At 50.5% G+C, this 22,080-nt stretch carries 19 protein-coding genes and 1 tRNA gene; 18 read left to right on the forward strand and 2 right to left on the reverse strand.

Annotated elements, in window-relative coordinates; translation table 11 throughout:
* The first annotated feature begins 1 nt into the window (after position 1).
* The 15 genes from F4Y39_07725 (at position 2) to F4Y39_07795 (ending at position 17,440) form a co-directional block, all read left to right on the forward strand.
* Entirely contained in the window at positions 2-514 is a 513-nt protein-coding gene (locus F4Y39_07725) for an adenine phosphoribosyltransferase (GenBank protein ID MYC13603.1), read from the forward strand.
* A gap of 8 nt (positions 515-522) precedes the next feature.
* Positions 523-595: transfer RNA gene (locus F4Y39_07730), tRNA-Arg, on the forward strand.
* A 39-nt stretch (positions 596-634) separates the two neighbouring features.
* The gene (locus F4Y39_07735) at positions 635-1,759 is read left to right on the forward strand and encodes a hypothetical protein (GenBank protein ID MYC13604.1); all 1,125 of its coding nucleotides are present in this window, start codon (positions 635-637) and stop codon (positions 1,757-1,759) included.
* 39 nt (positions 1,760-1,798) lie between these two features.
* The gene (locus F4Y39_07740; GenBank protein ID MYC13605.1) at positions 1,799-2,632 is read left to right on the forward strand and encodes a sugar phosphate isomerase/epimerase; all 834 of its coding nucleotides are present in this window, start codon (positions 1,799-1,801) and stop codon (positions 2,630-2,632) included.
* Positions 2,633-2,641: 9 nt separating this feature from the next.
* On the forward strand, positions 2,642-2,992 hold the full coding sequence (locus F4Y39_07745) for a hypothetical protein (protein ID MYC13606.1): 351 nt from the start codon (positions 2,642-2,644) through the stop codon (positions 2,990-2,992).
* Between the two features lie 45 nt (positions 2,993-3,037).
* Complete coding sequence (locus F4Y39_07750) at positions 3,038-3,613, forward strand: hypothetical protein (protein MYC13607.1); 576 nt, start codon at positions 3,038-3,040, stop codon at positions 3,611-3,613.
* Between the two features lie 32 nt (positions 3,614-3,645).
* Positions 3,646-5,097 carry a sulfatase-like hydrolase/transferase gene (locus F4Y39_07755; GenBank protein MYC13608.1) on the forward strand — a complete coding sequence of 484 codons (1,452 nt, stop codon included), beginning with the start codon at positions 3,646-3,648 and terminating at the stop codon, positions 5,095-5,097.
* Positions 5,098-5,212: 115 nt separating this feature from the next.
* Complete coding sequence (locus F4Y39_07760; protein ID MYC13609.1) at positions 5,213-7,444, forward strand: arylsulfatase; 2,232 nt, start codon at positions 5,213-5,215, stop codon at positions 7,442-7,444.
* A 22-nt stretch (positions 7,445-7,466) separates the two neighbouring features.
* Positions 7,467-9,710, forward strand: a complete 2,244-nt coding sequence (locus F4Y39_07765; protein MYC13610.1) for an arylsulfatase — start codon at positions 7,467-7,469, stop codon at positions 9,708-9,710.
* Positions 9,711-9,719: 9 nt separating this feature from the next.
* Positions 9,720-10,394: a hypothetical protein gene (locus tag F4Y39_07770; protein MYC13611.1), complete on the forward strand. Its 675-nt coding sequence runs from the start codon at positions 9,720-9,722 to the stop codon at positions 10,392-10,394.
* Between the two features lie 12 nt (positions 10,395-10,406).
* Entirely contained in the window at positions 10,407-12,080 is a 1,674-nt protein-coding gene (locus F4Y39_07775; protein MYC13612.1) for a thiamine pyrophosphate-binding protein, read from the forward strand.
* Between the two features lie 55 nt (positions 12,081-12,135).
* Positions 12,136-12,882 (forward strand): phytanoyl-CoA dioxygenase family protein, encoded by a 747-nt coding sequence (locus tag F4Y39_07780; protein MYC13613.1) that lies wholly within the window; start codon positions 12,136-12,138, stop codon positions 12,880-12,882.
* A 91-nt stretch (positions 12,883-12,973) separates the two neighbouring features.
* A complete protein-coding gene (locus F4Y39_07785; GenBank protein ID MYC13614.1) occupies positions 12,974-14,329 on the forward strand; it encodes a sulfatase in 1,356 nt (451 codons plus the stop codon).
* Positions 14,330-15,165: 836 nt separating this feature from the next.
* On the forward strand, positions 15,166-16,770 hold the full coding sequence (locus F4Y39_07790) for a four-carbon acid sugar kinase family protein (protein MYC13615.1): 1,605 nt from the start codon (positions 15,166-15,168) through the stop codon (positions 16,768-16,770).
* A gap of 10 nt (positions 16,771-16,780) precedes the next feature.
* Complete coding sequence (locus tag F4Y39_07795; protein MYC13616.1) at positions 16,781-17,440, forward strand: class II aldolase/adducin family protein; 660 nt, start codon at positions 16,781-16,783, stop codon at positions 17,438-17,440.
* Between the two features lie 121 nt (positions 17,441-17,561).
* On the opposite strand, the gene F4Y39_07800 is transcribed toward F4Y39_07795, so the two are convergent.
* Positions 17,562-18,329: an SDR family oxidoreductase gene (locus F4Y39_07800; protein MYC13617.1), complete on the reverse strand. Its 768-nt coding sequence runs from the start codon at positions 18,327-18,329 to the stop codon at positions 17,562-17,564.
* 223 nt (positions 18,330-18,552) lie between these two features.
* Between F4Y39_07800 and F4Y39_07805 the strand changes: the two genes are divergently transcribed.
* From F4Y39_07805 to F4Y39_07815, 3 genes are read left to right on the forward strand one after another with little or no spacing between them, the layout of a single operon-like run.
* Complete coding sequence (locus F4Y39_07805; protein ID MYC13618.1) at positions 18,553-19,029, forward strand: CYTH domain-containing protein; 477 nt, start codon at positions 18,553-18,555, stop codon at positions 19,027-19,029.
* Positions 19,013-20,536 carry a CHAD domain-containing protein gene (locus F4Y39_07810; protein MYC13619.1) on the forward strand — a complete coding sequence of 508 codons (1,524 nt, stop codon included), beginning with the start codon at positions 19,013-19,015 and terminating at the stop codon, positions 20,534-20,536. Before F4Y39_07805 ends, F4Y39_07810 begins: the two co-directional genes overlap by 17 nt.
* Before the next feature lie 22 nt (positions 20,537-20,558).
* Positions 20,559-21,299 (forward strand): AAA family ATPase, encoded by a 741-nt coding sequence (locus F4Y39_07815; protein ID MYC13620.1) that lies wholly within the window; start codon positions 20,559-20,561, stop codon positions 21,297-21,299.
* Between the two features lie 78 nt (positions 21,300-21,377).
* On the opposite strand, the gene F4Y39_07820 is transcribed toward F4Y39_07815, so the two are convergent.
* Positions 21,378-22,064, reverse strand: coding sequence for an energy transducer TonB (locus F4Y39_07820; protein MYC13621.1), 687 nt, complete (start codon positions 22,062-22,064; stop codon positions 21,378-21,380).
* Between the last annotated feature and the right edge of the window lie 16 nt (positions 22,065-22,080).

Here is a 22,080-nt window from a genome sequence, read left to right on the forward strand (position 1 = left end):
AGTGGACTTAAAAGAATTTATTCGCGAGGTGCCGGACTTTCCCAAAGCGGGTATCTTGTTCAAAGATATTACGACTCTGATTGCCGATGCGGACGCGCTTCGCGCATCGATAGAAAAACTCGCACAACCCTATCGCAATGGGGCTGTCGATCTCGTTGTGGGAATTGAGTCGCGTGGATTTATTTTTGGTACCGCACTCGCGCGAGAACTCGGTGTGGGCTTTGTGCCGATCCGCAAACCCGGCAAGCTACCGGCAGACGCGATCTCTGCGGAATACGAATTGGAATACGGAACAGATAAGATTGAGATCCATACAGACGCAATCGCCAAAGGACAAAAGGTCGCTATTGTGGATGATTTACTCGCAACTGGTGGCACAATGGCTGCTGCGTGTCAGCTCGTATCTGAACTCAAAGGGAAAATCGTCGGTATCTCTTTTGTCATTGAGCTGGACTTTTTAAACGGACGAGAAAAACTCGAAAATTGGCCCATTCACACGCTGATTCACTATTGATATTATGTGCCCCTGTAGCTCAGAGGATAGAGTAGCGGATTCCTAATCCGTTGGCCGCAGGTTCGAGTCCTGCCAGGGGCACTTAAAAAAATACATGTCCACACAGCTAAGGATTGACAGATGAAACGCGTTCTGACCATCTCCAAATTTGATCCAAACGAGAAAGCGTGCGATCATGCGCGACATCAAATGGAACAGGAATTTCAGGAGCGTGTCGTAAAGATAGAGCCTCCAAAACGTCACTTCGTATTTCTGATTGCACCTGACGGTTCTATGCTCGGCCTTGATGAAAGTAACGAACTCGCCTTGCACGACGAAGCCGACGATCGTGTGATCTGGGATCGCACACCAGAAGGCATAAAGCACGTGGCAACCGGTAAAGATGTATCCACAGATATCGATGAGGATGTCTGCACATTGTCTGTCGGTTCAGACGAGATGACCTTCACCACCTATCACGGCCCTGAAAAATTGCCGTCTGAATATCTCGAACACTTAAAGCGCGAAGGGTGGGTCTGTCTGACCTGTATTCTGCCGCCAGACATTTTAGAAGATATGGAACGCGTCGCCGGTACAGATCGTTACGAACACCTGGAAATGAACACCGACATACCCAGGATCTGTCAGAGTGTCTCTGTTGCCAGAGCAACCATTGAGCCCATCTCCATTTGGTTGGCCAGGCAGTATATGGGATCCCCCGATTTACACCTCTCGCATCCACCCGGTTTTAGAATCGAGTACCCGGATGATGGCAAAAGAAAACTGGGCGGTTGGCACTCTGATTTTCCCTATTCGGCGTCAACCGGTGGCAATGAGCCTCCCGACAGAAAGGGCCCCATTAAGGCCATGCAACGCAATGTCTGTGTGTCTGACTTTACCAAGATTCGCGGTGCAACAGCATTTAAACTGGGCTCACATCTATCAGACACACCCCCACCACCAGAGTGGAACGACACACAAGCGAGTCGCTTTCCCTATCACGGCCCTGAAGTCGATGTGATAGAAGCGCCCGGTGGTAGCGTCATCCTCTACGATGCCAGGATGTGGCATCGAGCAGGCATCAACCGCAGCCAGCAGAAAAGAGCTGCAATGCTACAATCGTTCCAAGCACCAGATGTTCTACCCAAAAACGACACCACAGCCACGTATGAACGCCTCGTGGAGAGTCCCATTTTCAATGAACTAAATGATAGAGAACAGAAGGATATAACAGCACTGCTGACCAACAAGCCAACAATCGCCTGAGGTTATTATACTTCAGGACAAACAATCTAAGGACATGCCATGCAAGTAGGAATAATGTCAGGTACCTTCGCCCGACCCTCTCTTGAGGAATCACTCGATACCATACTTGAGCACGACCTCAGGCATCTTCAATTCAATCTGGGAACACTCAATGTGGAAGGTTCGCTATCTGATAAACTCGCCAAAGCACCTGTAGCGCGAGCCGAAATCGAAAAACGTGGCATGGTCATCTCTGCTCTGGGTGGCCCAGCCAATATGGTTGACCCTAACGAAGAAAAGCGTCAAGAAGCGATCGAGCGCCTCAAATCGCTCATCGGGACGTGTGACGCAATAGGCACCTCAGTAATCGCCACCTGCACTGGCTCTCGCGATCCCGAAAACATGTGGAAGAAACATCCAGACAATGAATCCGACGAAGCCTGGCAGGTCCTCCTCAGTACTTTAGAACAGGTTCTACCCGTTGCCGAAGCAGCTGGCGTCACCATCGCCTTTGAACCCGAGATAAACAATGTCGCCAGCACCGTGCATAAAAGCCGAAAACTGATTGACGAAGTGCGTTCACCAAATCTGAAAGTTGTGATGGATGCGGCCAACATTTTTGGCGCAAATGATTTGCCTCGTATGAAGGAGGTCTTAGACGAGGCTTTCGATCTTTTAGGTGATCACATTGCCATTGCCCATGGCAAGGATCTTGATCACGGCGGCGATGCAGGGCATCTTGCCGCAGGCACCGGCAAACTCGATTACGCGCATTACGTCTCGTTACTCTGTGCACTTCCCTTCGACGTGTCGGTCATTCTGCATGGTCTCAAAGAAGATCAGGTAGATGAAAGTGTGGCGATGCTCCGAGGCCATGCCGCAGCACATCAATAAGAAAAATATATGAAAGCCAAACTCGCCATCGTCGGTTGCGGAAACCCAGCGCAAAAATGGCATCTGCCAACCCTGCACATCCTCGCCAAACATGGCGAACTCGATTTTGTCGCGCTCTGCGACATGAATGAGCCGTTCGAGGTTGCAGAAAATTACTTTCGTATGCCAAAACAGCGCATGATCATCAAACTCATTAAAGAAGGCATTCTGGGTGATATCGTGCGTGTGTACTTCATAGAGCCCAAACGACAGGACCCCTTTGAGCCAACCGTGACACATAAGGGTTTGGGTCGCCCAATCTCAGGCTTTGGGCGCACATCAGGCATGTGCCTGGACATGGGCGCACATCTGTTGTCATAGTTGCGTTTGTACGCGCAAAGCGAACCTGTTCAGATTGCGGGAACAGTGAGAAAATACCGCTCAGACCCCAAAAGCATCCACGAAGACTGGGCACATGCGCTCATCGATTTTGAAAGCGGTGCCGTGGGCATCTATGAAACATCACGACTTGGTGAAGCACAAAAGTACTGCCAGATTACCGGCACCCTTGGCAACATTCTCGACAATGACTACTTCGGTCCAGAAATCCCTCTACGCTCGCTGATTGGCGAAGAGATGCAAGACATTCCTGTCGAAACCTTGCGTCGCAATATCGACGGCGTGGATGTACTCCAACGCATCATCGTACACACCGATCCAAAGATCGTTTATGAAAATCCATTCCGCGACTACCCCATCGACGACTGGTGTGTTGGTCACGCTTCCGAAATCATGAGCCTCGCCAACACGGCGTTAAACGACGAGCCTCCCGAATACGGTCTCGGCGGTCGCAAAGACGTTGAAATGACGATGGCAATTTATGAATCTTCCCTCAACAACATGACCCCCATTGAGTTGCCCATCAAAGACATGACCTCATACGAGCAAATGGTTCACGAAGATTATCGCGAAAAATTCAGTCGCCCTATCGACCAGTTCTAAGCAGGTGTTAGAAGGCGTTTACAGGAGTTGTAATGGCCAACCAAAAACCACTGAATTTCATATTTTTTCAGCCCGACGAAATGCGAGCCGAAAGTCTGGCATGTTATGGTCATCCATTGATCAAAACCCCAAATTACGATCGCCTCGCAGCAGAAGGTGTTCGCTTTGATCAATGCCATGTGCAAAATGCCCAGTGTACGCCTTCCAGAGTTTCGATGATGACGGGGCTTTATCCTCACTGTGCCGGACATCGCTCCATGTGGCATCTGATAAGGCCTCACGAACCCCATCTTTTTAAATATCTCCATGAAGCTGGCTACGACATTCACTGGTTTGGCAAAAACGATATGCTTGCACCAGGAAGTTTGTCCTGCATCAAAGAATATTATGAACACAAAGACGACAAAAGAAAGAACCGCTGGAAAAGCGGCGACAAAGAATTCTACAGCTTTGACTATCTGCCCTTAGACTGCGAAAGAGAAGAGGTTGCCGACTATGTGAAAGTCAAATCGGGAATCGATTTTTTGCGCAATCGCAATGACGATGACAATCCCTTCTTTTTATTTTTGCCACTTCTCCAACCCCATCCAAGTTATACCACCCACCCTGATTTTTACGACATGTATGATCCCAAAGATATACCAGATTTGCGACCTCCAGACCTGGACAAAAAACCAGATTTCTACACGCTCATCAGGAAATACCGTCGCCTTGATGAATTGTCAGATGCTTTCTTTCGAAAGTTGAATGCCGCTTATCTCGGCATGATCAGTTTTACCGACTGGCTTCTCGGAGAGCTGATGGCTGTTATGGAGGAGAAGGGCCTTTTTGAAAATACGGTTCTCATTGTTTCATCTGATCACGGTGACTGGGCAGGCGACTATGGCCTCGTTGAAAAATGGCCCAGTGATTACAGCGATACACTGACGCACGTACCGCTATTGGTCAAAGCACCCGGTAACAAAGCAGGTCATGTGGTTGAAGGCCCCGTTGAAATGTTTGACCTCATGCCATCCGTTCTGGAACTGGCCGGTCTTTCGACCACACACACGCATTTCGCCAGATCCTTTGTGCCTCAACTCCACGGAGAAGCAGAAGACAAAAACAGATTGGTATTCGCAGAAGGGGGCTATGAGACCCAAGAACCCCATGTGTTTGAAGGACGATGGAACTTGTGGAATAAGAATCCCGAGCAGGATAGCATCTATTTGCCCAAAGGCAAATTGCAACAAGAAATACCCGAAAGTGTCTGCCGTACGACCATGATCAGGAGTTTGAATCACAAACTTATTCGACGCACAGCCGGTCAGGACGAATTATACGATCTGGAGAATGATCCCCGAGAGTTAGAAAATTTGATTGATGATTCTGGTATGCAAGAGACAAAATCAGACCTGGAAAGAGCCATGCTCGATTGGTTTATGAAAACCTCTGATACGGTTCCTGTGGGCGGAGATCCAAGAGGCTTTCCGCTTGAAAAATAGGAGAATGAAATGTCGAAGGACCGACCCAACCTGGTTGTCATTTACTGCGATGATTTAGGATACGGCGACTGATGGCTGACCTTCAATCGTGGGCAGAAGAAATGGATGTGGAAAAATGATAGAATCAAATTTTCGTGGCAAGATAGGCATCTCCTACAAGGATTCGGAACCAGATTGGCTTTCCCCCCCATCGTCAGACGGTGCCCCAAACGTCCTTGTGATTCTTCTGGATGACACCGGATTTGGCAACCTCGGTTGTTATGGTTCGACCATTGAAACGCCAAACATGGACGCGCTCTCAGAAAATGGACTGCGGTACAATAACTTCCATGTTACGCCCCTGTGTTCTCCGACCCGAGCGTCGCTGTTGACAGGTCGTAACCATCATGCCGTTGGTATGTCGACCATTGTCGATGGTGGTGATGCTGGATTTCCCAACCGACGGAGTCGCGTTAGTCGGCACGCAGCTACCCTGGCAGAAATGCTGAGTGAAGAAGGGTTCGCCACCTTTGCCCTGGGCAAATGGCATCTCAACCCCAGTACACAAAACTCAGCTGGTGGATCTCGCGAAGAATGGCCATTACAGCGCGGGTTCGATCGCTTCTACGGTTTCCTGCCGGGTGCTACCGACCAGTTCTATCCAGAGCTGACCTATGACAATCACCCAGTGTCGCCTTCAAAAACACCAGAAGAGGGCTATCACCTCACAGAAGACCTGGTGGACCACGCCATCGAGTTTGTCAATGACCTCAAGGCCATGCGTCCAGAAACACCGTTCTTCATGTATTTTGCGCCCGGTGCTATGCATAACCCACATCAAGCGCCGAAAGAATACATCAAAAAATACCGCAGTCGTTTTGACGAAGGGTGGGACGTTATCCGTGAGCGCTATTTTCAAAAGCAAACCAAACTTGGGATTATTCCCGACGGCACTCGCCTGCCACCAAGGAATCCCGGAGTACAGCCGTGGGAAACACTGAGCCAGAATGAGAAAAATTTCGTGTGTCGATTGCAAGAGACCTGGGCAGGTTTCCTCGAACATACAGATGCACAGATCGGACGCTTGATCGAACATCTGCGCGCCATTGACCAGTTGGACAACACACTCCTGATCCTCACCGCCGACAACGGCACCAGCCAAAACGGTGGTCCTTATGGTGTTATGAATATCGGACCCAGCCCCCTCCGAAATGCCACAAACGATGGACAGACCGTAGGCGGGAAAACCAGTCGCGCTTTACCAGAAGAAGACTTTGATGCCATACAGGAAAAGCTGGATGATATCGGGAGCCCACACAGCTACACCGATATCCCCTGGGGTTGGGCTCAGGTGGGCAACACACCCTTGCCTTGGTATAAACAGGATACACACGCAGGGGGTGTACGGGTGCCGATGATCATTCACTATCCCCCAGCTATAAAAGATGCTGGCGGTGTAAGGGGACAGTTCCACTTCGTTTCGGATCTCACACCGACAATACTTGAAGTACTCAATTTACAACCTCGGTCGTGCTACCGCGGATACGATCAGATGCCTATTACGGGAACGAGCATGGCCTACACTTTTGACGACAGAGATTGCCCTACGCAAAAACCTGTTCAGTATTTTGAAATGATGGGCAACCGTGCGCTCTGGCTCGACGGCTGGATGGCCGTTACCAGACACGATCCAGACGACGATTACAATGATGACGAATGGGAATTGTATTATCTCGATGAAGATTTCTCGCAATCCAATAACCTCGCAAAGGCCGAGCCGGATCAACTGAAAAAGCTGATTGAAAGATGGTGGGTAGAAGCCGGACGCTATGGCGTCTTGCCTCTGCGCTCTGGGCTGCCACCGCGCCCCACCACTGCGGAACCCGATTCGCTGACGTATCATTTTGTTCCGCCAATGGCTCGCATTGCATCAAAACAATCGCCCGCACTGGAACAGGGAAACTGGTCATTAACTGCCGAAGTTGAGATCCTGCCAGAAACCGAAGGCGTCATCTATGCCCAGGGAAAATCCCTCGATGGATTTTCTTTATTCATACAGAATGGCACACTGTGCTTTGTGTATAACGCGCTGGGTCAAACAATCTCAGGTCGTTCCACAACGACGCTTCCCAATGGTCGTATTACCGTGGGCGCTGCGTTCAAACCAGCCGACGATGGCACAGGAACCATCACTCTCACGGGAGATGGCGAGACAATCGGTTTGATCCAAATTCCAGACGCCACACGCAGGTCAAAGATGCGCGGTGTAGAAGTCGGTCGCAACCGACATTCACCCATCGCGAGCGTTTCACCTTTTGAATTCACTGGCGTTATCCATTTTGTAGATATATGCGTAGAACTCAGGTGAGGAACTAATCAGGGAATGATATATGGAACATGACAGGCATTTCAATGGGACCATCGGTCGGACCTTTGAAGACTCAACTGCATCATGGATCACGAAACCGACTGAGTTAAAACAGTCGCCCAACATCGTGATGATTGTGTTAGACGATGTCGGGTATTCACAATTGGGCTGTTATGGTTCTGACATTGAGACACCTGCGCTGGACAGTTTGGCAGAAGATGGCTTGCGATATGCCAATTTCCATGTAACCCCACTGTGTTCCCCTACCCGCACTTGCTTGTTGACGGGTCGAAACCATCATAGTGTTGGTATGGGCCGCGTGACTGAGATGAACAACGGCTTTCCCAATACACGCGGTTTTATTTCCAAAGAAGCCGCCAATCTGGCTGAACTATTGCGCCCCCATGGCTATCAGACCCTCGCTGCAGGCAAATGGCACTTGAATGCCATCGATGACACGAGTCCGGCAGGGTCCTATGATCACTGGCCTTTACAACGTGGCTTTGACCGCTTCTATGGTTTCCTGGCTGGCGAGACCAACCAGTGGCATCCCGAACTCGTCATGGGCAACGAGCGCATTGAACAGCCATCCACCGAGGACTATCACCTGTCGGAAGATATCGTTGACCAATCTTGCAAATGGCTTCGGCAGTTGGTTTCGGCAGACCCCGACAAACCCTTCTTTCTGTACCTGGCATTTGCGGCTGGTCATTCACCCCACCACGTGCCACGAGAATTTGCAGACAAATACAAAGGTCGGTTTGACGATGGCTGGGATGTTGCGCGTGACAAAATCCTAACTCGCCAGAAAGCATCCGGTCTATTGCCTGATGATCAACGTCTCGCCTCGCGGAATGATGGTGTACAACCCTGGGACGAACTGAGCGCAGATGAGCAACGCCTTGCAACCAGGTTCAAGGAAGTCTTTGCTGGCTTTATGGAACACACCGATGTTCAAATCACCCGTTTGCTCGCCGAGTTGGATGCACTCGGTAAACGCGACGACACAATTGTGATCGCCCTTTCTGACAATGGCGCAGCATCTCTGGGTGGTCCTCACGGTAGCTACCATCATCTGCGTTCTCGCATAGGAGATCCACCCACAGTTGAGGAAAATCTCGCCCACATTGATGACCTCGGCGGTCCTCTAAGCTATCCCATTTATCCTTTCGGCTGGGCGATGGCGGGCAACACGCCGTTCAAACGCTATAAAGGAAATACCTATGCAGGCGGTGTCCGCGCACCACTGCTCATCCGTTGGCCAGCGGGTATCCAGGCCAAAGGCGAAACGCGGCGACAGTTTTATCATGTGGTGGATATAACCCCGACCCTGTTAGACCTTCTGGGGCTGGATCTGCCCAATCAGGTGAACGGCATAGAACAAATCCCTTTGCATGGTACGTCGATGGCTCACACACTGAATGACAATACGGCGGATACCCGAAAAAAAATCCAGTATTTCGAAACGACTGGTCAAAGAGCGATCTGGCACGAAGGCTGGAAAGCCGTGACCTTCCACACCAGAGGCACCGACTTCGATACAGACGAATGGGAGCTTTATCATTTGGATCAGGACCTGGCCGAGATAGACAACCTGGCAGATCAGCATCCTGAAAAATTAAGAGAAATGATCGACCTCTGGTGGCGTGAAGCGGAGCAATACGGCGTCTTACCTCTGGATGATATAGGTGGCAGAAATGGTGTGGGCTGGTGGCCTGAACCCAAGGATCGCTGGGTATTATACCAGGATGCGGTACTGCCCCACCATTTTAAATCCGGCCCAAGAGTGCTCGGTCTCTCACATCGCATTACCGCACGCATTGAACGTAAATCAACGGACGTCGAAGGTACTATTGTCGCCGATGGTGGTCGATTTGGTGGCTGGAGCTTATTCATCCACGACAATCGCCTGCACTATACAAACAACCACTCCGGCGATCAAAAACGCATCTCATCATCAGTGACAATTCCACCGGGCAATGTAACACTTCGTCTTGATGTGGTGAAAACCGGAGAAGATGAAGGGCGTGCACGTTTCTTTGTAAATGACCAGCCTGCGGGCGAAGGTCTTATATCACCATTTCGCCAATATAACTTTGTCAACGAACCCTTTGAAGTGGGGCGAGATAGCCAGACACCCGTTGACGATCACTACAACGCCCCGTTTGTATTCTCAGGCCAAATCGTCAATGTGGTGATTGAGGCCGTAGGTGAAGAGATCGTGGATCAAAATACCCTGCTTGAAGAACTGATGAGTAGTCAATAGGAGGATTGAATGATCTATACCATCCGCACATTTCACGTTCACCGCAAAGACTACGCCGAATTTGTTCGCTTTAGCGAAGAACAGATCTGGCCAGCCATCGAAGAAAAAGGAGCGCGTGCACTCGGCCTCTGGGTCGTTGCCATAGGTGGCCCCGAACGCATCTTTCTCATGACGCGATACGACAGCCATGGTCATTGGGAAGAAACCCGAAACTGGGACAATCTCGCCAATGAAGGCAGAGGACGTACCGCACTCGTACACGAAACCGAATGTATTTCCCTCTTGCCCCTCACGCAAAGACAGCCCGACAGCGACGCCCCCGAAAAAAAGCCTGGCATTTATACTCTGCGCTCATTCAAAGTCGCGCCTACCGACGTTTCGCGTTTTGTCGACTTGTCAGAAAATCAGTGGTGGCCCTGGGTCACCCGAGGCGAAGGTGTGCGCCCCATTGGTCAATGGATAACCAAATCAGCACCCGAAGACCGCATCTACATGATGACGCGATACGACAGCCTGTATCATTGGGAAGGCCATCACAGCAATGTCGGCACCATCGCACAACCCGATGATCCCGAAATGGGCAAAGTCTGGGAAATCGGCCAAAAAGCCATTCAAGAGCGCAAAAAAATCACCATCGATACCAACGTCAAAGTTCTGCGTCCCATCACCAGCAGAAGACCATAACAGGAGGCCCCAATGCCCCAAATGACAGGTGCACGATTTCTCGCAGAAACCGTGCATGACCACGGAATAGACACCGTCTTTTTTATGCCCTACATCGCGCCCCGAGCATTGATGGAAATGGAAAATCTCGGCATGAAACGCGTGCAAACCCACGGAGAAAAAGCCGCCGCGTACATGGCCGATGCGTATGCGCGCATCAGACGCGGTCCAGGTCTTTGTATGGCCCAATCCGTTGGTGCCGTTAACCTCGCTGCTGGTCTTCAAGACGCATATCTTGCCTGCTCGCCTGTTATCGCAATCACAGGCAAAGAAAGCCATGTCAATCAGCTCCGCCATGCCTATCAGGAAGTCGATCACCGAAACCCGTTTGGTGCAGTTACAAAATACACCGCTGATGTCCACGCCGTCGATCTGTTGCCCGTGTATTTGCGGCAGGCTTTTCGATCAGCCACCACAGGCACACCCGGTCCCGTACATCTCGATCTACAAGGTCTTGCCGGTCAAGTCGTCGTTGAAGCCGAAGCCGATTTTGAAGTCGTCATCGAATCTGCCTTTTCCCAGATTCCACCTTTTCGTCCGACTGCCGAACCCGAATTGATCACCGAAGCCCTCAGCCTTCTATCTCAAGCCAAAAAGCCGATTATCATGGCCGGTGGCGGTGTGACCACATCCGATGCCAGCGCCGAACTCATCACCCTTGCCGAGAAGCTTTCTATCCCCGTTGCCACATCCCTCAATGCCAAAGCCATGTTTCCCGCCGATCACGAACTCGCTATCGGCACACCCGGTTCATACTCACGCGCCTGTGCCAATCAGGCCATGTTTGAAACCGATCTGGTTTTCTTCATCGGCAGTCATACGGGCGGGCAGGTTACCAATGGGTATAAAGTGCCGCCACAAGGCACGCCCATCATTCAACTCGACATCAATGCCGAAGAATTGGGTCGCAACTATCCCCTCACCCTCGGCCTTCAAGGCGACGTGCGAAACACATTGCGCCTCATGATTGATCAGGCCAGCAAAGCAGAGCCTCGCACCCAATGGATCGCCCGCATCCACGAACTCGTCAACGCATGGAAAGAAGACATGGCCAAACATGTCAACTCCGACACCGAACCCATGCGTCCCGAACGCCTCTGCAAAGAACTGTCTGACTTTCTTCCTTCCGATGCCATACTCGTCTCCGACACAGGCCACTCCGGCATCTGGACCGGCACCATGCTCGACTTCAAATATCCCACACAATCTTATATCCGCTGTTCTGGTTCACTCGGCTGGGGTTTCCCTGCAGCCCTCGGTGCCAAATGCGCCGCACCAGACCGTCCCGTCATTTGCTTCACTGGCGATGGGGGCATCTGGTATCACATGACCGAACTCGACACCGCCATGAAATCCGAAATCAACACCGTCACCGTCATCAACAACAACCATTCGCTGAACCAGGAACAAGGTGGTGTAGAACACACCTATGGCGGTCGTACCAAAGGCTCTGATGAACTCTGGCTCTTCCCAGACGCAGACTTTGCCAAAATGGCCGAAGCTATGGGATGCTTTGGCATCACCGTCAACAAAATCAGCGAGCTGCAAAGTGCTCTTGAGCAAGCCCTCAACGCAGGCAAACCCGCCGTCGTCGATGTCAAAACCCATCTCGAAGGCATTGCTGCAAAAGCCTGGATGCCAGCCTAACAGGATATAAGATCGCAAAAAACCACTTCAACATCATTTTTTTGGAGGAGCAACAATGTCAATTGAGCAATTACAAGAAAATGGCCTAACCGGCCCTTTTGAGTTGGCAGACAAATCCCTCGTCGATGCCGTATGTGAGGTCGGGATAGAACTACAAGCGCTACAACGCCAGGAAAATATCGTGCGCCAGTTGGCAGGACAAGAACGCCAATTTAGAACGAAGATCGATAGACACATGGAATTCAAGGTGATGAGAGACCTCTGTCTCGATGACAATGTGAAGTCCGTGGTGTCCGAACATTTCGGCAATGATCTTTTCATTTGGGGTAGCGTCTTTCAATTGAAATCTGAAGGCGTGTCAGAAAATATATGGCACCACGATCGCGCATACGAAAATGGCCGCGATCAAGTCAATCTCTATGATACCAGCAATCACTTCTCTATTCTGTTCGCGCTGACCGACATTGGCTACGGCGCTGGCCGCATTGAATATGTGAAGGGATCTCATCAACCCATTGATGGGTGGAACAGAGATATGCGATTTGTAAAAGAAGTGCCAAAACTCGTCCATGATAGGATCGGCACACTCACAATGGAAAGAGGCCAGTTCACGGTGTTTCATTCTCAAATCATGCATCGCAGCCTGCCTTTTGAGTATGGCGAGCCAAGAATCTCATTGGCCGTCAGACTCGCGAGGAAGGGCACACAAATCCCCGATTATTATCCACAAAATCCAAATCCAGCCGCAGAAACACAAGGAATCGCCCGTTTCAATCCGTCCGCGACGTTTTCTTTCGACTAACTTCGACTGCCAGTTCGTCTCGCAGAACATCCCGGCAACAATTGAAGATGCCATCTATAATTGCTTCTTAAACTGAAAGCAGAACACAATCATGAACGTTATACACATCATATCAGACACATTTAGACGCGATAATCTGAAAGTATTCGGGGGAAGAGGCCACGCACCGTTTCTCGATGCTTTTGCCGAGAAATGCGTCCTGTTCGACCGTGCCTACGTGTGCAGTTTTCCCACCGTACCCATTCGAGGTGAACTGGTCACCGGCCAGGTTGGTATGTGCAGGAGAGGCTGGGAACCGCTCAAGCGGGACATTCCCGTAATAGCAGATTCGCTTTCAGATGCGGGTGTCGTATCCATGATGATTGCAGATACACCTCATCATCTTAATAACGGGTTCAACTACAATCGGGGGTTCACAGGATGGGAGTGGATTCGAGGTCAAGAGTCCGATCATTTGAGGACTCAGCCCTTTGACTACTATGGAGATGCCGCAAGACGCTTTCGCACACATACGCGGACCCATCCCGAGCAACTTCCGCTGGGATTGGCCAATCATTTGAGAAACACGGCCTTTCGGCAGAAAGAGGAAGATACATTTGTCGCCACGACAATGCGCAGCGCAACACGATGGTTGGAGCAGAACTACCAGCACGAAAGCTTTTATCTTATGGTCGACACGTTCGATCCACATGAGCCCTGGGATCCGCCGGATTGGTACGTTCGGCGATTCCAGAAGGAAGACTACGAGGGTCCTGAACCCATCTATCCGCCTTACGGATCGAATCCAATGGACGAGAAGACCACAAAGCGAGCAGAAGTGCTTTACCGTGCAGAAGCCTGCCTCGTCGACACGTGGATTGGTCACCTGTTGAAGAAAATAGATAATATGGGACTGATGGATTCGACCATGATTATCTTCATGGCCGATCATGGATTTCTTCTGGGTGAGCATGGTCTGGTGGCGAAGAACTTTGATATGTATGAGGAAGTCGCTCACATTCCGCTGATGATCTATTATCCAGAAGCCACGCCCAGGAGAACGCCGGCATTAACCAGCATCATTGATATTCCACCGACCATTCTGGACGTCTTCAACACGGAGCATTCTGGGCCGGTTGAGGGCAATTCCCTTTTGCCCATCGTGTTGGATGGCGGCGACCAAAATCACGATTACGCCATCACGCATGGCGCGTGGGTCGGCGGCTGGAGTCCCGATGGTGGCAATCCCCAGGGCCAGGTAACTGACGGCGAATGGACGCTTCTGCTCGAGAACCAGGGTCCGCCCAACAAGCTTTACCATCTGCCTTCCGATCCAGGTCAAAACGAGAATCGGTTCGACTCGAGCGCCTATGAAGTTCGAAGACTCTACGACGCATTTCTTAACTTCATCGGTCAGAATGGTGGGCCTCCCGAAATGGTGGAATCCTTTCGCAATAGAATGCCCTAGTCCTTAGCAGTGCCGAACCAGAAAGAGGCCAGTTATGAAACACACACGCTCAGACGGTCCAACCGAACTCACCCTCGAGCAAAAACGCGCTTTCTATCGAGATGGGTACATTATCCTCAAAAACATCGTGCCCAAAGAGCTGACCCAACGTGCCCGGCGGCTGGTCAACATCACCGCAGGTAAAATCCTGAACGGCACAATGGATCCGCCCAAAAGAAGAAACCGTTATGTCGGCTGTGAAGATGCCATCACAGACCTCATTAATAAAACAGCGCTGACCGACATCCTCACCAACACGATGGGGCCATTCGATCCTCCGACACACGGCTTTTCACCGGTCCTGTATCCGCGCGAGCCATCCAGAGAAATCGGCAACCACGGTCTGCCCGACGATGAAGTGCCCAATCACGCCTTCTTCCCGCACATTGATGGCCAGTGGTCTGGAGCCATTCCCAAAACAGCGGACGAAGTGGACGATTGGCATGTGCCCAAAACGCCACACTTTGGAGATCGCAGTGCCAACGTGCTCGGGGTAAACGGTACGCCTTTGTTTCAGAATCCAGATTGCACGCTCTCCCTCGGCAGTTTTACATGCTTTGCCGTTGTTGTCCTCAGCGATCAATCCAAATTTGGCTATGGCAACTTTGCCGTCCTTCGGGGTGCCCATCATCACACGGCTGAATTCTTCAGGCAGCAACGCGACCAAGGTGGCGTCATCGGCCCTGAAGGCCATGGTTGGCCACGTTTAAAGCGTGTTGGTGACAAGGGTGTTGGTATCAATACGCTTCCAGAATGGATCGCCAATCATTATCGTGAGGGCGCGCAGTTCACACCTGATGGCCTTATGTGGCCTGAGCCTACCCCTGTGCTCGCTGAAGAAGGCGATGCCTTTATTTCGGTTCACGGTATTCCTCATTGCGGTACCCGCAACGATTTGGGCGCAGACCCACGCATCAGTGCCTACTATCGATTGCGTCGCCATCGTCCCGGTGGTGCCAAAGTGCGAGGAGACAGCGATCACCCCGACCGCGGTTGGGAAGGCGAATTTCTCGACTATCCCGAAGGTTATGATCCATGGCAAATTTCTATCGATAAACTGTGTGATCCTTGGAGTGAGTGGGATGGCATGCAGGAAGTCGTTGCTGAGGCACAAAATTCGAGAGATCAAAACGATGCTTGAACTTGGTGTGATCGCAGATGATCTCACAGGTGGGATGATGGTCGCGAGTTTGCTCGAAAGAGAAGGCGTGCGTTGTCCACTGGTAACATCTGGTGATGCACTCAATACACTCGACGACGATGCACAAGCTGTGGTCGTTGGACGAAAACTCCTGATCCAACCCCCTGACGATGCCCGTGCCGATGCAAAACGCACGGCTGAAGCTCTGCTCGCCAAAGGTACGAAACAGATATACTACAAATACAGTGCGCTCTTTTCATCTACAGCACGTGGCAATATCGGGCCTGTGGCAGAAACGTTGATGGACTTGACCCAGGCCGACCACGTATTTTTTTGTCCCATCTGGAAAAACACAACAATCTATCAAGGGCGGTTGTTTCTCGGGTCGATCATGCTACACGAATCACCGAGACGCAATGATCCTGTAACACCGATGACCAATTCCAATCTTGTTGAAGTACTACAGAAACAAAGTCAGGTCAAGGTAGGTCTTTTGCCATATCAAATTGTGGCGTCAGGAACAGACGCTTGCGAGAACTACATTTCAGAGCAGAAGACCCTGGGCGTAAAGTTTTTTATTGTCGACGTGATTGACGAGTCGAATCTTGAGCAATTGGCAACACTGTCCAAGGATTTGCCATTGAGCACTGGCGCAGATCTACTCCCTGTGATGCTTGCGCGCAACTGGCAGAGGGACAAAAAGAGCCAACCGAAAACATTACTGCCGCCTGCACCTGGTTATGAAGCCGTTATTTCTGGGAGTTGCACGGGAAAATCAGTCCGGCAACTTGCGCATTTCGAGCAAACGCATCCGGTGTTTCGCATTGACCTTTTAGAAGCAGCTCAAGACGCCAACATGGTTGACCACATTGTCGAATGGGCAAAAGACCGATTAGAAAAAGGGCCTGTAGGTGTGGGTACCTCAACGGATCCTGAAGGCGTAAAAAGAGCCCAGGCGGAGCTCGGCCGCGAAGGCGCTGCAACACTTGCCGATAAGCTTCTGTCCAGTGTTGCCCAGCATTTCTATCAGCACGGTGTACGTAAATTTGTTGTGATGGGGGGAGAAACATCAGGGGCCGTCATGGCATCTTTAGGTATAGAGCAAGTTTCGGTGGCGACATTCGACGTTCTCAACGGTGGTTATTGTCATAGTTCAGGGAGCGATCCATTGTCGTTGGTACTGAAAGCGGGCGGTGTTGGTGAAGACAATTTTATTCATACCGCCCTGGAGCAGATGCGTAAAGCAGATAAAAACCAATAAAGGAATACATATGGAAGATGATCCCGTTTATGAAATGGCCTTACGCGAGCAATTGGTTTTTTATTATAAAAAAGTTGGAGAGCTTGGCTTAAACGAAATGTCCTCTGGCAATCTGAGCGTCCGATTTGGCGACAAAATGCTCATCTCTCCCAACCACGCAACCGCAGACAATATTACCACAGAAACGATTGTCAAAGCCACCTTCGACGGTGAGTATGAAGGCGACCGCAAACCATCTTCGGAATCGCCCATGCATGGTGCCATCTATAAAAAGCACCCCAAAGCCGGAGCAGTGGTTCACACCCACTCCGATTACTGCGTTGCGGTATCGTGCCATGTGATGACCCTACCGGGCTTTCACTACCTTATGGGTGTGTTTGGCGGTAACGATGTACCCTGTGTCCCTTATTCCACATTTGGCAGCCAATCGCTTGCCGAAGACGCATCCGAAGCGCTCTATGACCGCACCGCGTGTCTCCTCGGAAACCACGGCATGGTCTGCCACGGACCAACCTTAAAACGCGCTGTCAACCAGGCCCACCGTCTGGAAATCATGTGCCGACAATACGTGCTTTCCCGTCAGCTTGGCGAACCAAAATATCTGACCGATGACGATTGGTACGCGTTTCACAACAGAGGCGTGGAAAACCAATACGGCAAAAACGGTTAAGAGAGAACGCAAATGACCAAATACAAGATGCACTTTGACACACCCGAAGAAGCCTACTTTGAATTTTACAAAGCCGACGCATCTCAAAATGTTACAAAACCTGAAATTGGTATCACCAGCATTAGACGCCCGTGGTCAAGAGACCGCCATCCACCGGTAGGGAGGCACCGGTAATATTACCGGCCGCGGGCGAGCAGAGAAAGGCAACGGCTCGTCCGATGTCTTCGGGGGTGCCGCGGCGCTGCAAGGGTATATTGGCTTTGAGGTTGTCGGACGCGCTACCTACAGACGGAGCCTGAGTGCCAAAAACATGGGTCAGGTCCATATATCCCGGCATTACGGCGTTGCAGCGGATATTGTGGGGACCTAAGTCCACAGCCATGCTCTCGGTGAGACGTAGCACACCCGCTTTGGCCACTCCGTAGGCCGTATCTTCGGGCCAGGCGCGATAGGCATGGACTGAAGAAGTACTGACAATGCAGCCACCCCCGCCCTGTTGTACCATGATGCGGGCGGCCTGCTGGCTACAAAGAAAAAAGCCTTTGAGACATACGTCCAGAGTCAAATCCCAGTTTTCTTCGGTGATTTCGAGGAAGGTAGCCCCGCTTCCGGCATAGGGGTTGTTGACCAGGATATCGAGGCGGTTAAAACGAGCTATGTAGGCGGTGAACATTGCTTCTACCTGTGCACTGTCGGATATATCAGCCTGAAAGAAGTCGGCTTCGCGCCCCTGATCCCGGATCAGTTCCAGGGTCCTGTCGGCATCGGTATCTCGTTCCAGGTCGTTGATGCCCACATCACAGCCTGCCTGAGCCAGAGCAAGGGCAATGCCGCGACCGATATTGCGGCGTCCACCAGTGACGAGAGCCTTTTTTCCATCGAGTGACATAGTGCGATCTCCCTTTTGGCGTAGTAGTACAAGACTATTATTTGCAAATTTCAATATACACCAAAAACAGTGCGATGCGATAGAGAAAGCATGGCTACATCAAACCCCGTGTATTATCTTAAAAATTGCTTTCAATGATAAGGTGTGTTATCATTACTATTCCCCGATTACTGGGGATAAAGCATCCGCCCTGCTTTTCTCATCTGGGAACTCGCGTTTTGTTATGACCAAAGAAATTGAACGAAAGTTTTGCGTGCGAAAGATGCCAGATCTAACGGTCTGTACAGGAGTAGAAATCTCACAGGGCTATATTTCAGTAGGCGAGAATGGTCCAGAGGTCCGCTTGCGTCACAAGGGCAAGCGATTTTATCAGACTGTGAAAATTGGTGAGGGTGTGCAACGGACGGAAGTTGAGGTGGAATTGAGCCGAGCGCAATTTGATACCCTCTGGCCTTTAACTGAGGGCAGGCGGGTCGAAAAAGTGCGTTATGAGATAGCCGAAGGAATATGGACGATTGAACTGGATGTGTACCGCGGCCGCCTGAAGGGCCTGGTAGTGGCCGAAGTCGAGTTTGAGACCATAGACGAAAGTTCGCGCTTTGTCCCGCCCCCCTGGTTCGGACGAGAAGTGACCGATGATAGTCATTATAAAAATGCCTATCTGGCATTGATGGGAATTTCAAATGATCACGCGCTGTGAAACTTATGTCTTACGCGAGCCTGCTGGTTCGGATCTAATAGAAACACTTGGGCTTGAATACAGTAAATCTCTGCCTGAGAAAGAGGAAATTATTCAGTATTACGATACATTTGACTGGCGTTTGTATCAGAAGGGACTCGCGCTGATACAAACGGGAAATGCGGTGTATTTGCAACGAATTTCAGATGGTGCATACCCGCACGATCAGATCGAAATGAAACAACATCTGGAAGGTCGCTTCTGGTGGATGTTCCCAGAGGGCGAATTGCGCGACACATTGCGGGGGGCGCTCTCTGTTCGGACGCTGTTACTCCGAGCACAGGTGAGGCAGAAGGTTTGCGAATTTGGCGTTTTAAATGCAGATGAAAAGACGGTTGTTCGGTTGTTTATCACGCATACCAGCACAGAAAATGGACACATTGCGACTTTGACTTGCCGAAGCGTGCGGGGATATGAGCGCGATTTTGAGAATTTACGCCGTCGTTTCCGAAAATTGGATGTGGCACATGTGGCAGAAGATGTATTTGAACGCGTGATGGATCTCGCTGGGTGTGTGCCGGGCGATTATTCTTCAAAGCTGAATCTCGACCTGAATCACGAGGCGAGTGGGCGTGAAGCAACATGTGAGATTTTGAGATGTCTGAACGATGTGATGCGCCAAAATGAAACGGGCATTCGCACGGATTGGGATACGGAATTTCTGCACGATTTTCGGGTTGCGATTCGGCGCACGCGGTCGGCGCTGAGTCAAATCAAAGGCGTTTTGCCCGAAGGTGCTGTAGCACATTTTAAGGATGAGTTTCGGCAATTGGGCAGATCGACCAATCGGTTGCGCGATCTGGATGTGTATTTGCTCGATGAAGAGACTTATCGCGCGATGTTGCCCCGGTCACTACAACCCGGGCTGGATGCCGTGTTTTCGCGCTTAAAAAGTGAGCGACGGCGCGCCCTTAACGATATGGTACAGATTCTCGATGCACCTGAATATCTGGACCTGATGGATTCATGGGCGGCTTTTTTGCAGGGGGCACAGTCTCAGAGGGGGAGAGATTCCGCTGTGCCGGCTATAGCCCTTGCGCGAAAATTTATTTTTAAGCGTTTTAAGCTGGTGCTCAAAAGGGGCAAGGCGATAGGAGACCATACGCCCGACGAGGCATTGCACGATTTGCGAATCGACTGCAAGAAATTGCGATATTTGTTAGAATTTTTTGCCTCTTTTTTTCCTAAAGATAAGATGGATAAACTCATCGGGTCTATGAAGAAATTGCAGGATAATCTGGGAGATTTTAACGATTTATCGGTACAACAGTGGGAATTGACGACCTATTTAAACGAAGTATTGCCCCGCAGCCGGCGTGCGGACCGCCTGCTTTGTGCCGCGGCTATTGGCGGGCTTATTGCGCGTTTGCACGACCAGCAGCAAGCTGTTCGGCACGAATTTGCCAGTGCGTTTGCCGTTTATGCAAAAAAGAAAAATGTTCGTTTGTACCGCGATTTATTTGGATAGTGAATCTCATTGAGGAGCGGGTGTGAGTATCTTTGCTTTATACAGCATGAAAGGTGGCGTAGGGAAGACCGCCGCCGCTGTGAATCTGGCTTATGAAGCGGTCCGTTCTGGTGCGACTGCGTTGCTGTGCGATTTAGACCCTCAAGGGGCTGCGGCTTTTAATTTTCGCATTCGAGCCAAAAAAAAGTTTGGGCGCAAGCGTTTCTTGAAGGGCGGTAAGCACTTAGACAATAATATTCGAGGGACGGACTTTGAAGGTCTGGACTTATTGCCTTCGGCCATGTCTTTTCGCAATATGGATTTGGGGTTGGACGAGCGGGCAAAAAACAAAAGCTATTTGAAGCGTCTGTTGACGCCGATGCGGAAAGATTACGATTATATTTTTTTCGATTGCCCGCCCAATCTGACGCTCCTTGCCGAGCATGTTTTCAGGGCAGCCGATTATGTGGTTGTTCCGTGTATTCCGACAACTCTGTCGATGTTGACGCATCAAAAACTGGTAGAGTTCTTTAAAAAAAATAAATTAAAGCGCAAAAAAATGGTGTCGTTTTTTTCAATGGTTGAACAGCGCAAGACAATGCACAGGGAAATGATCGCACAGGTGGGCGAGCGCGAGGGAAAATTTTTGAACGCGCAAATTCCTTACACGACAGATGTAGAACAGATGGGATGGGCGAGACAACCCGTGGCATGCTTCAAGCCGCATTCAAAGGCAACTCAGGCGTATCGAGAACTGTGGGCAGAATTGCAAATGCTTAGATGAGTGGTGTGCAACAGCAATGTCTAAAAATAACCAACCCCCCGATAAACTTGTCGGGGGGTTGGTGTTTGCGTTCGTAAATTATCGAGTAATTCGGAAACGTATGGGTATGACGAGATAGACTTTAACAGGTCTATCATTTTGACGGGCTGGCTTAAAACGGTATTGATTAACGGACTGAAGGGCCGCTTTGTAAAAAATTTCTTTGCCTTTGACAGCATTGGCCTGTTCGACTACTCCGGCTTTGTCAACCAGTATTTTCAAGTGAACGGTGCCTTCAATACCCGCCTTGAGAGCGACCGGGGGATATACTGGTGCTACGCGATGGATGAGCACGGGTTTTTCTTCGACCATAAAATATTCGAGTATCTCTTCTTCTGGTTCTTCTATTACAGTAGTCTCACCAGGGGGTGGGGGCACATGGAGATCGACCTTATCGAAATCGAGGTCGGTAGTTTCAATAGTGACGTCGTCGGGCACATCCTCGCTTTCGGTTGCAATGGGAATAGACGGCCGTGGCGGTGGCGGCGCGCGGTGAATTTGACGGGTTTCCGGTATATCGACGGTCTCGATGATGATGGTGCGTCGCTCTATTTTGCGCGTGCCAGATGTGAATGTGGGAAACATAAGCCCTATGCCCACATGCAAGATAAATGCAATCACCATGCTGATGCGAAATACGTGCTTGTACGTGCGTTTAAGATCACAGGCTGGATTTTTAATACGCGGGATTTCAGGCGTAATCCACGGATCTGATTTTTTATTCATGGTTCATCTCGGCAGA

It is taken from the genome of Gemmatimonadota bacterium, assembly GCA_009838845.1.
In the GTDB taxonomy this organism is placed as follows: domain Bacteria; phylum Latescibacterota; class UBA2968; order UBA2968; family UBA2968; genus VXRD01.

Excerpts from the sequence above, each read along its gene's own strand:
- F4Y39_07735 (MYC13604.1), top strand. The coding sequence starts at position 635 with ATGAAACGCGTTCTGACCATCTCCAAATTTGATCCAAACGAGAAAGCG.
- F4Y39_07740 (MYC13605.1), top strand. The coding sequence starts at position 1,799 with ATGCAAGTAGGAATAATGTCAGGTACCTTCGCCCGACCCTCTCTTGAG.
- F4Y39_07745 (MYC13606.1), top strand. The coding sequence starts at position 2,642 with ATGAAAGCCAAACTCGCCATCGTCGGTTGCGGAAACCCAGCGCAAAAA.
- F4Y39_07755 (MYC13608.1), top strand. The coding sequence starts at position 3,646 with ATGGCCAACCAAAAACCACTGAATTTCATATTTTTTCAGCCCGACGAA.
- F4Y39_07760 (MYC13609.1), top strand. The coding sequence starts at position 5,213 with ATGATAGAATCAAATTTTCGTGGCAAGATAGGCATCTCCTACAAGGAT.
- F4Y39_07765 (MYC13610.1), top strand. The coding sequence starts at position 7,467 with ATGGAACATGACAGGCATTTCAATGGGACCATCGGTCGGACCTTTGAA.
- F4Y39_07770 (MYC13611.1), top strand. The coding sequence starts at position 9,720 with ATGATCTATACCATCCGCACATTTCACGTTCACCGCAAAGACTACGCC.
- F4Y39_07775 (MYC13612.1), top strand. The coding sequence starts at position 10,407 with ATGCCCCAAATGACAGGTGCACGATTTCTCGCAGAAACCGTGCATGAC.
- F4Y39_07780 (MYC13613.1), top strand. The coding sequence starts at position 12,136 with ATGTCAATTGAGCAATTACAAGAAAATGGCCTAACCGGCCCTTTTGAG.
- F4Y39_07785 (MYC13614.1), top strand. The coding sequence starts at position 12,974 with ATGAACGTTATACACATCATATCAGACACATTTAGACGCGATAATCTG.
- F4Y39_07790 (MYC13615.1), top strand. The coding sequence starts at position 15,166 with ATGGCCTTATGTGGCCTGAGCCTACCCCTGTGCTCGCTGAAGAAGGCG.
- F4Y39_07795 (MYC13616.1), top strand. The coding sequence starts at position 16,781 with ATGGAAGATGATCCCGTTTATGAAATGGCCTTACGCGAGCAATTGGTT.
- F4Y39_07800 (MYC13617.1), bottom strand. The coding sequence starts at position 18,329 with ATGTCACTCGATGGAAAAAAGGCTCTCGTCACTGGTGGACGCCGCAAT.
- F4Y39_07805 (MYC13618.1), top strand. The coding sequence starts at position 18,553 with ATGACCAAAGAAATTGAACGAAAGTTTTGCGTGCGAAAGATGCCAGAT.
- F4Y39_07810 (MYC13619.1), top strand. The coding sequence starts at position 19,013 with ATGATCACGCGCTGTGAAACTTATGTCTTACGCGAGCCTGCTGGTTCG.
- F4Y39_07820 (MYC13621.1), bottom strand. The coding sequence starts at position 22,064 with ATGAATAAAAAATCAGATCCGTGGATTACGCCTGAAATCCCGCGTATT.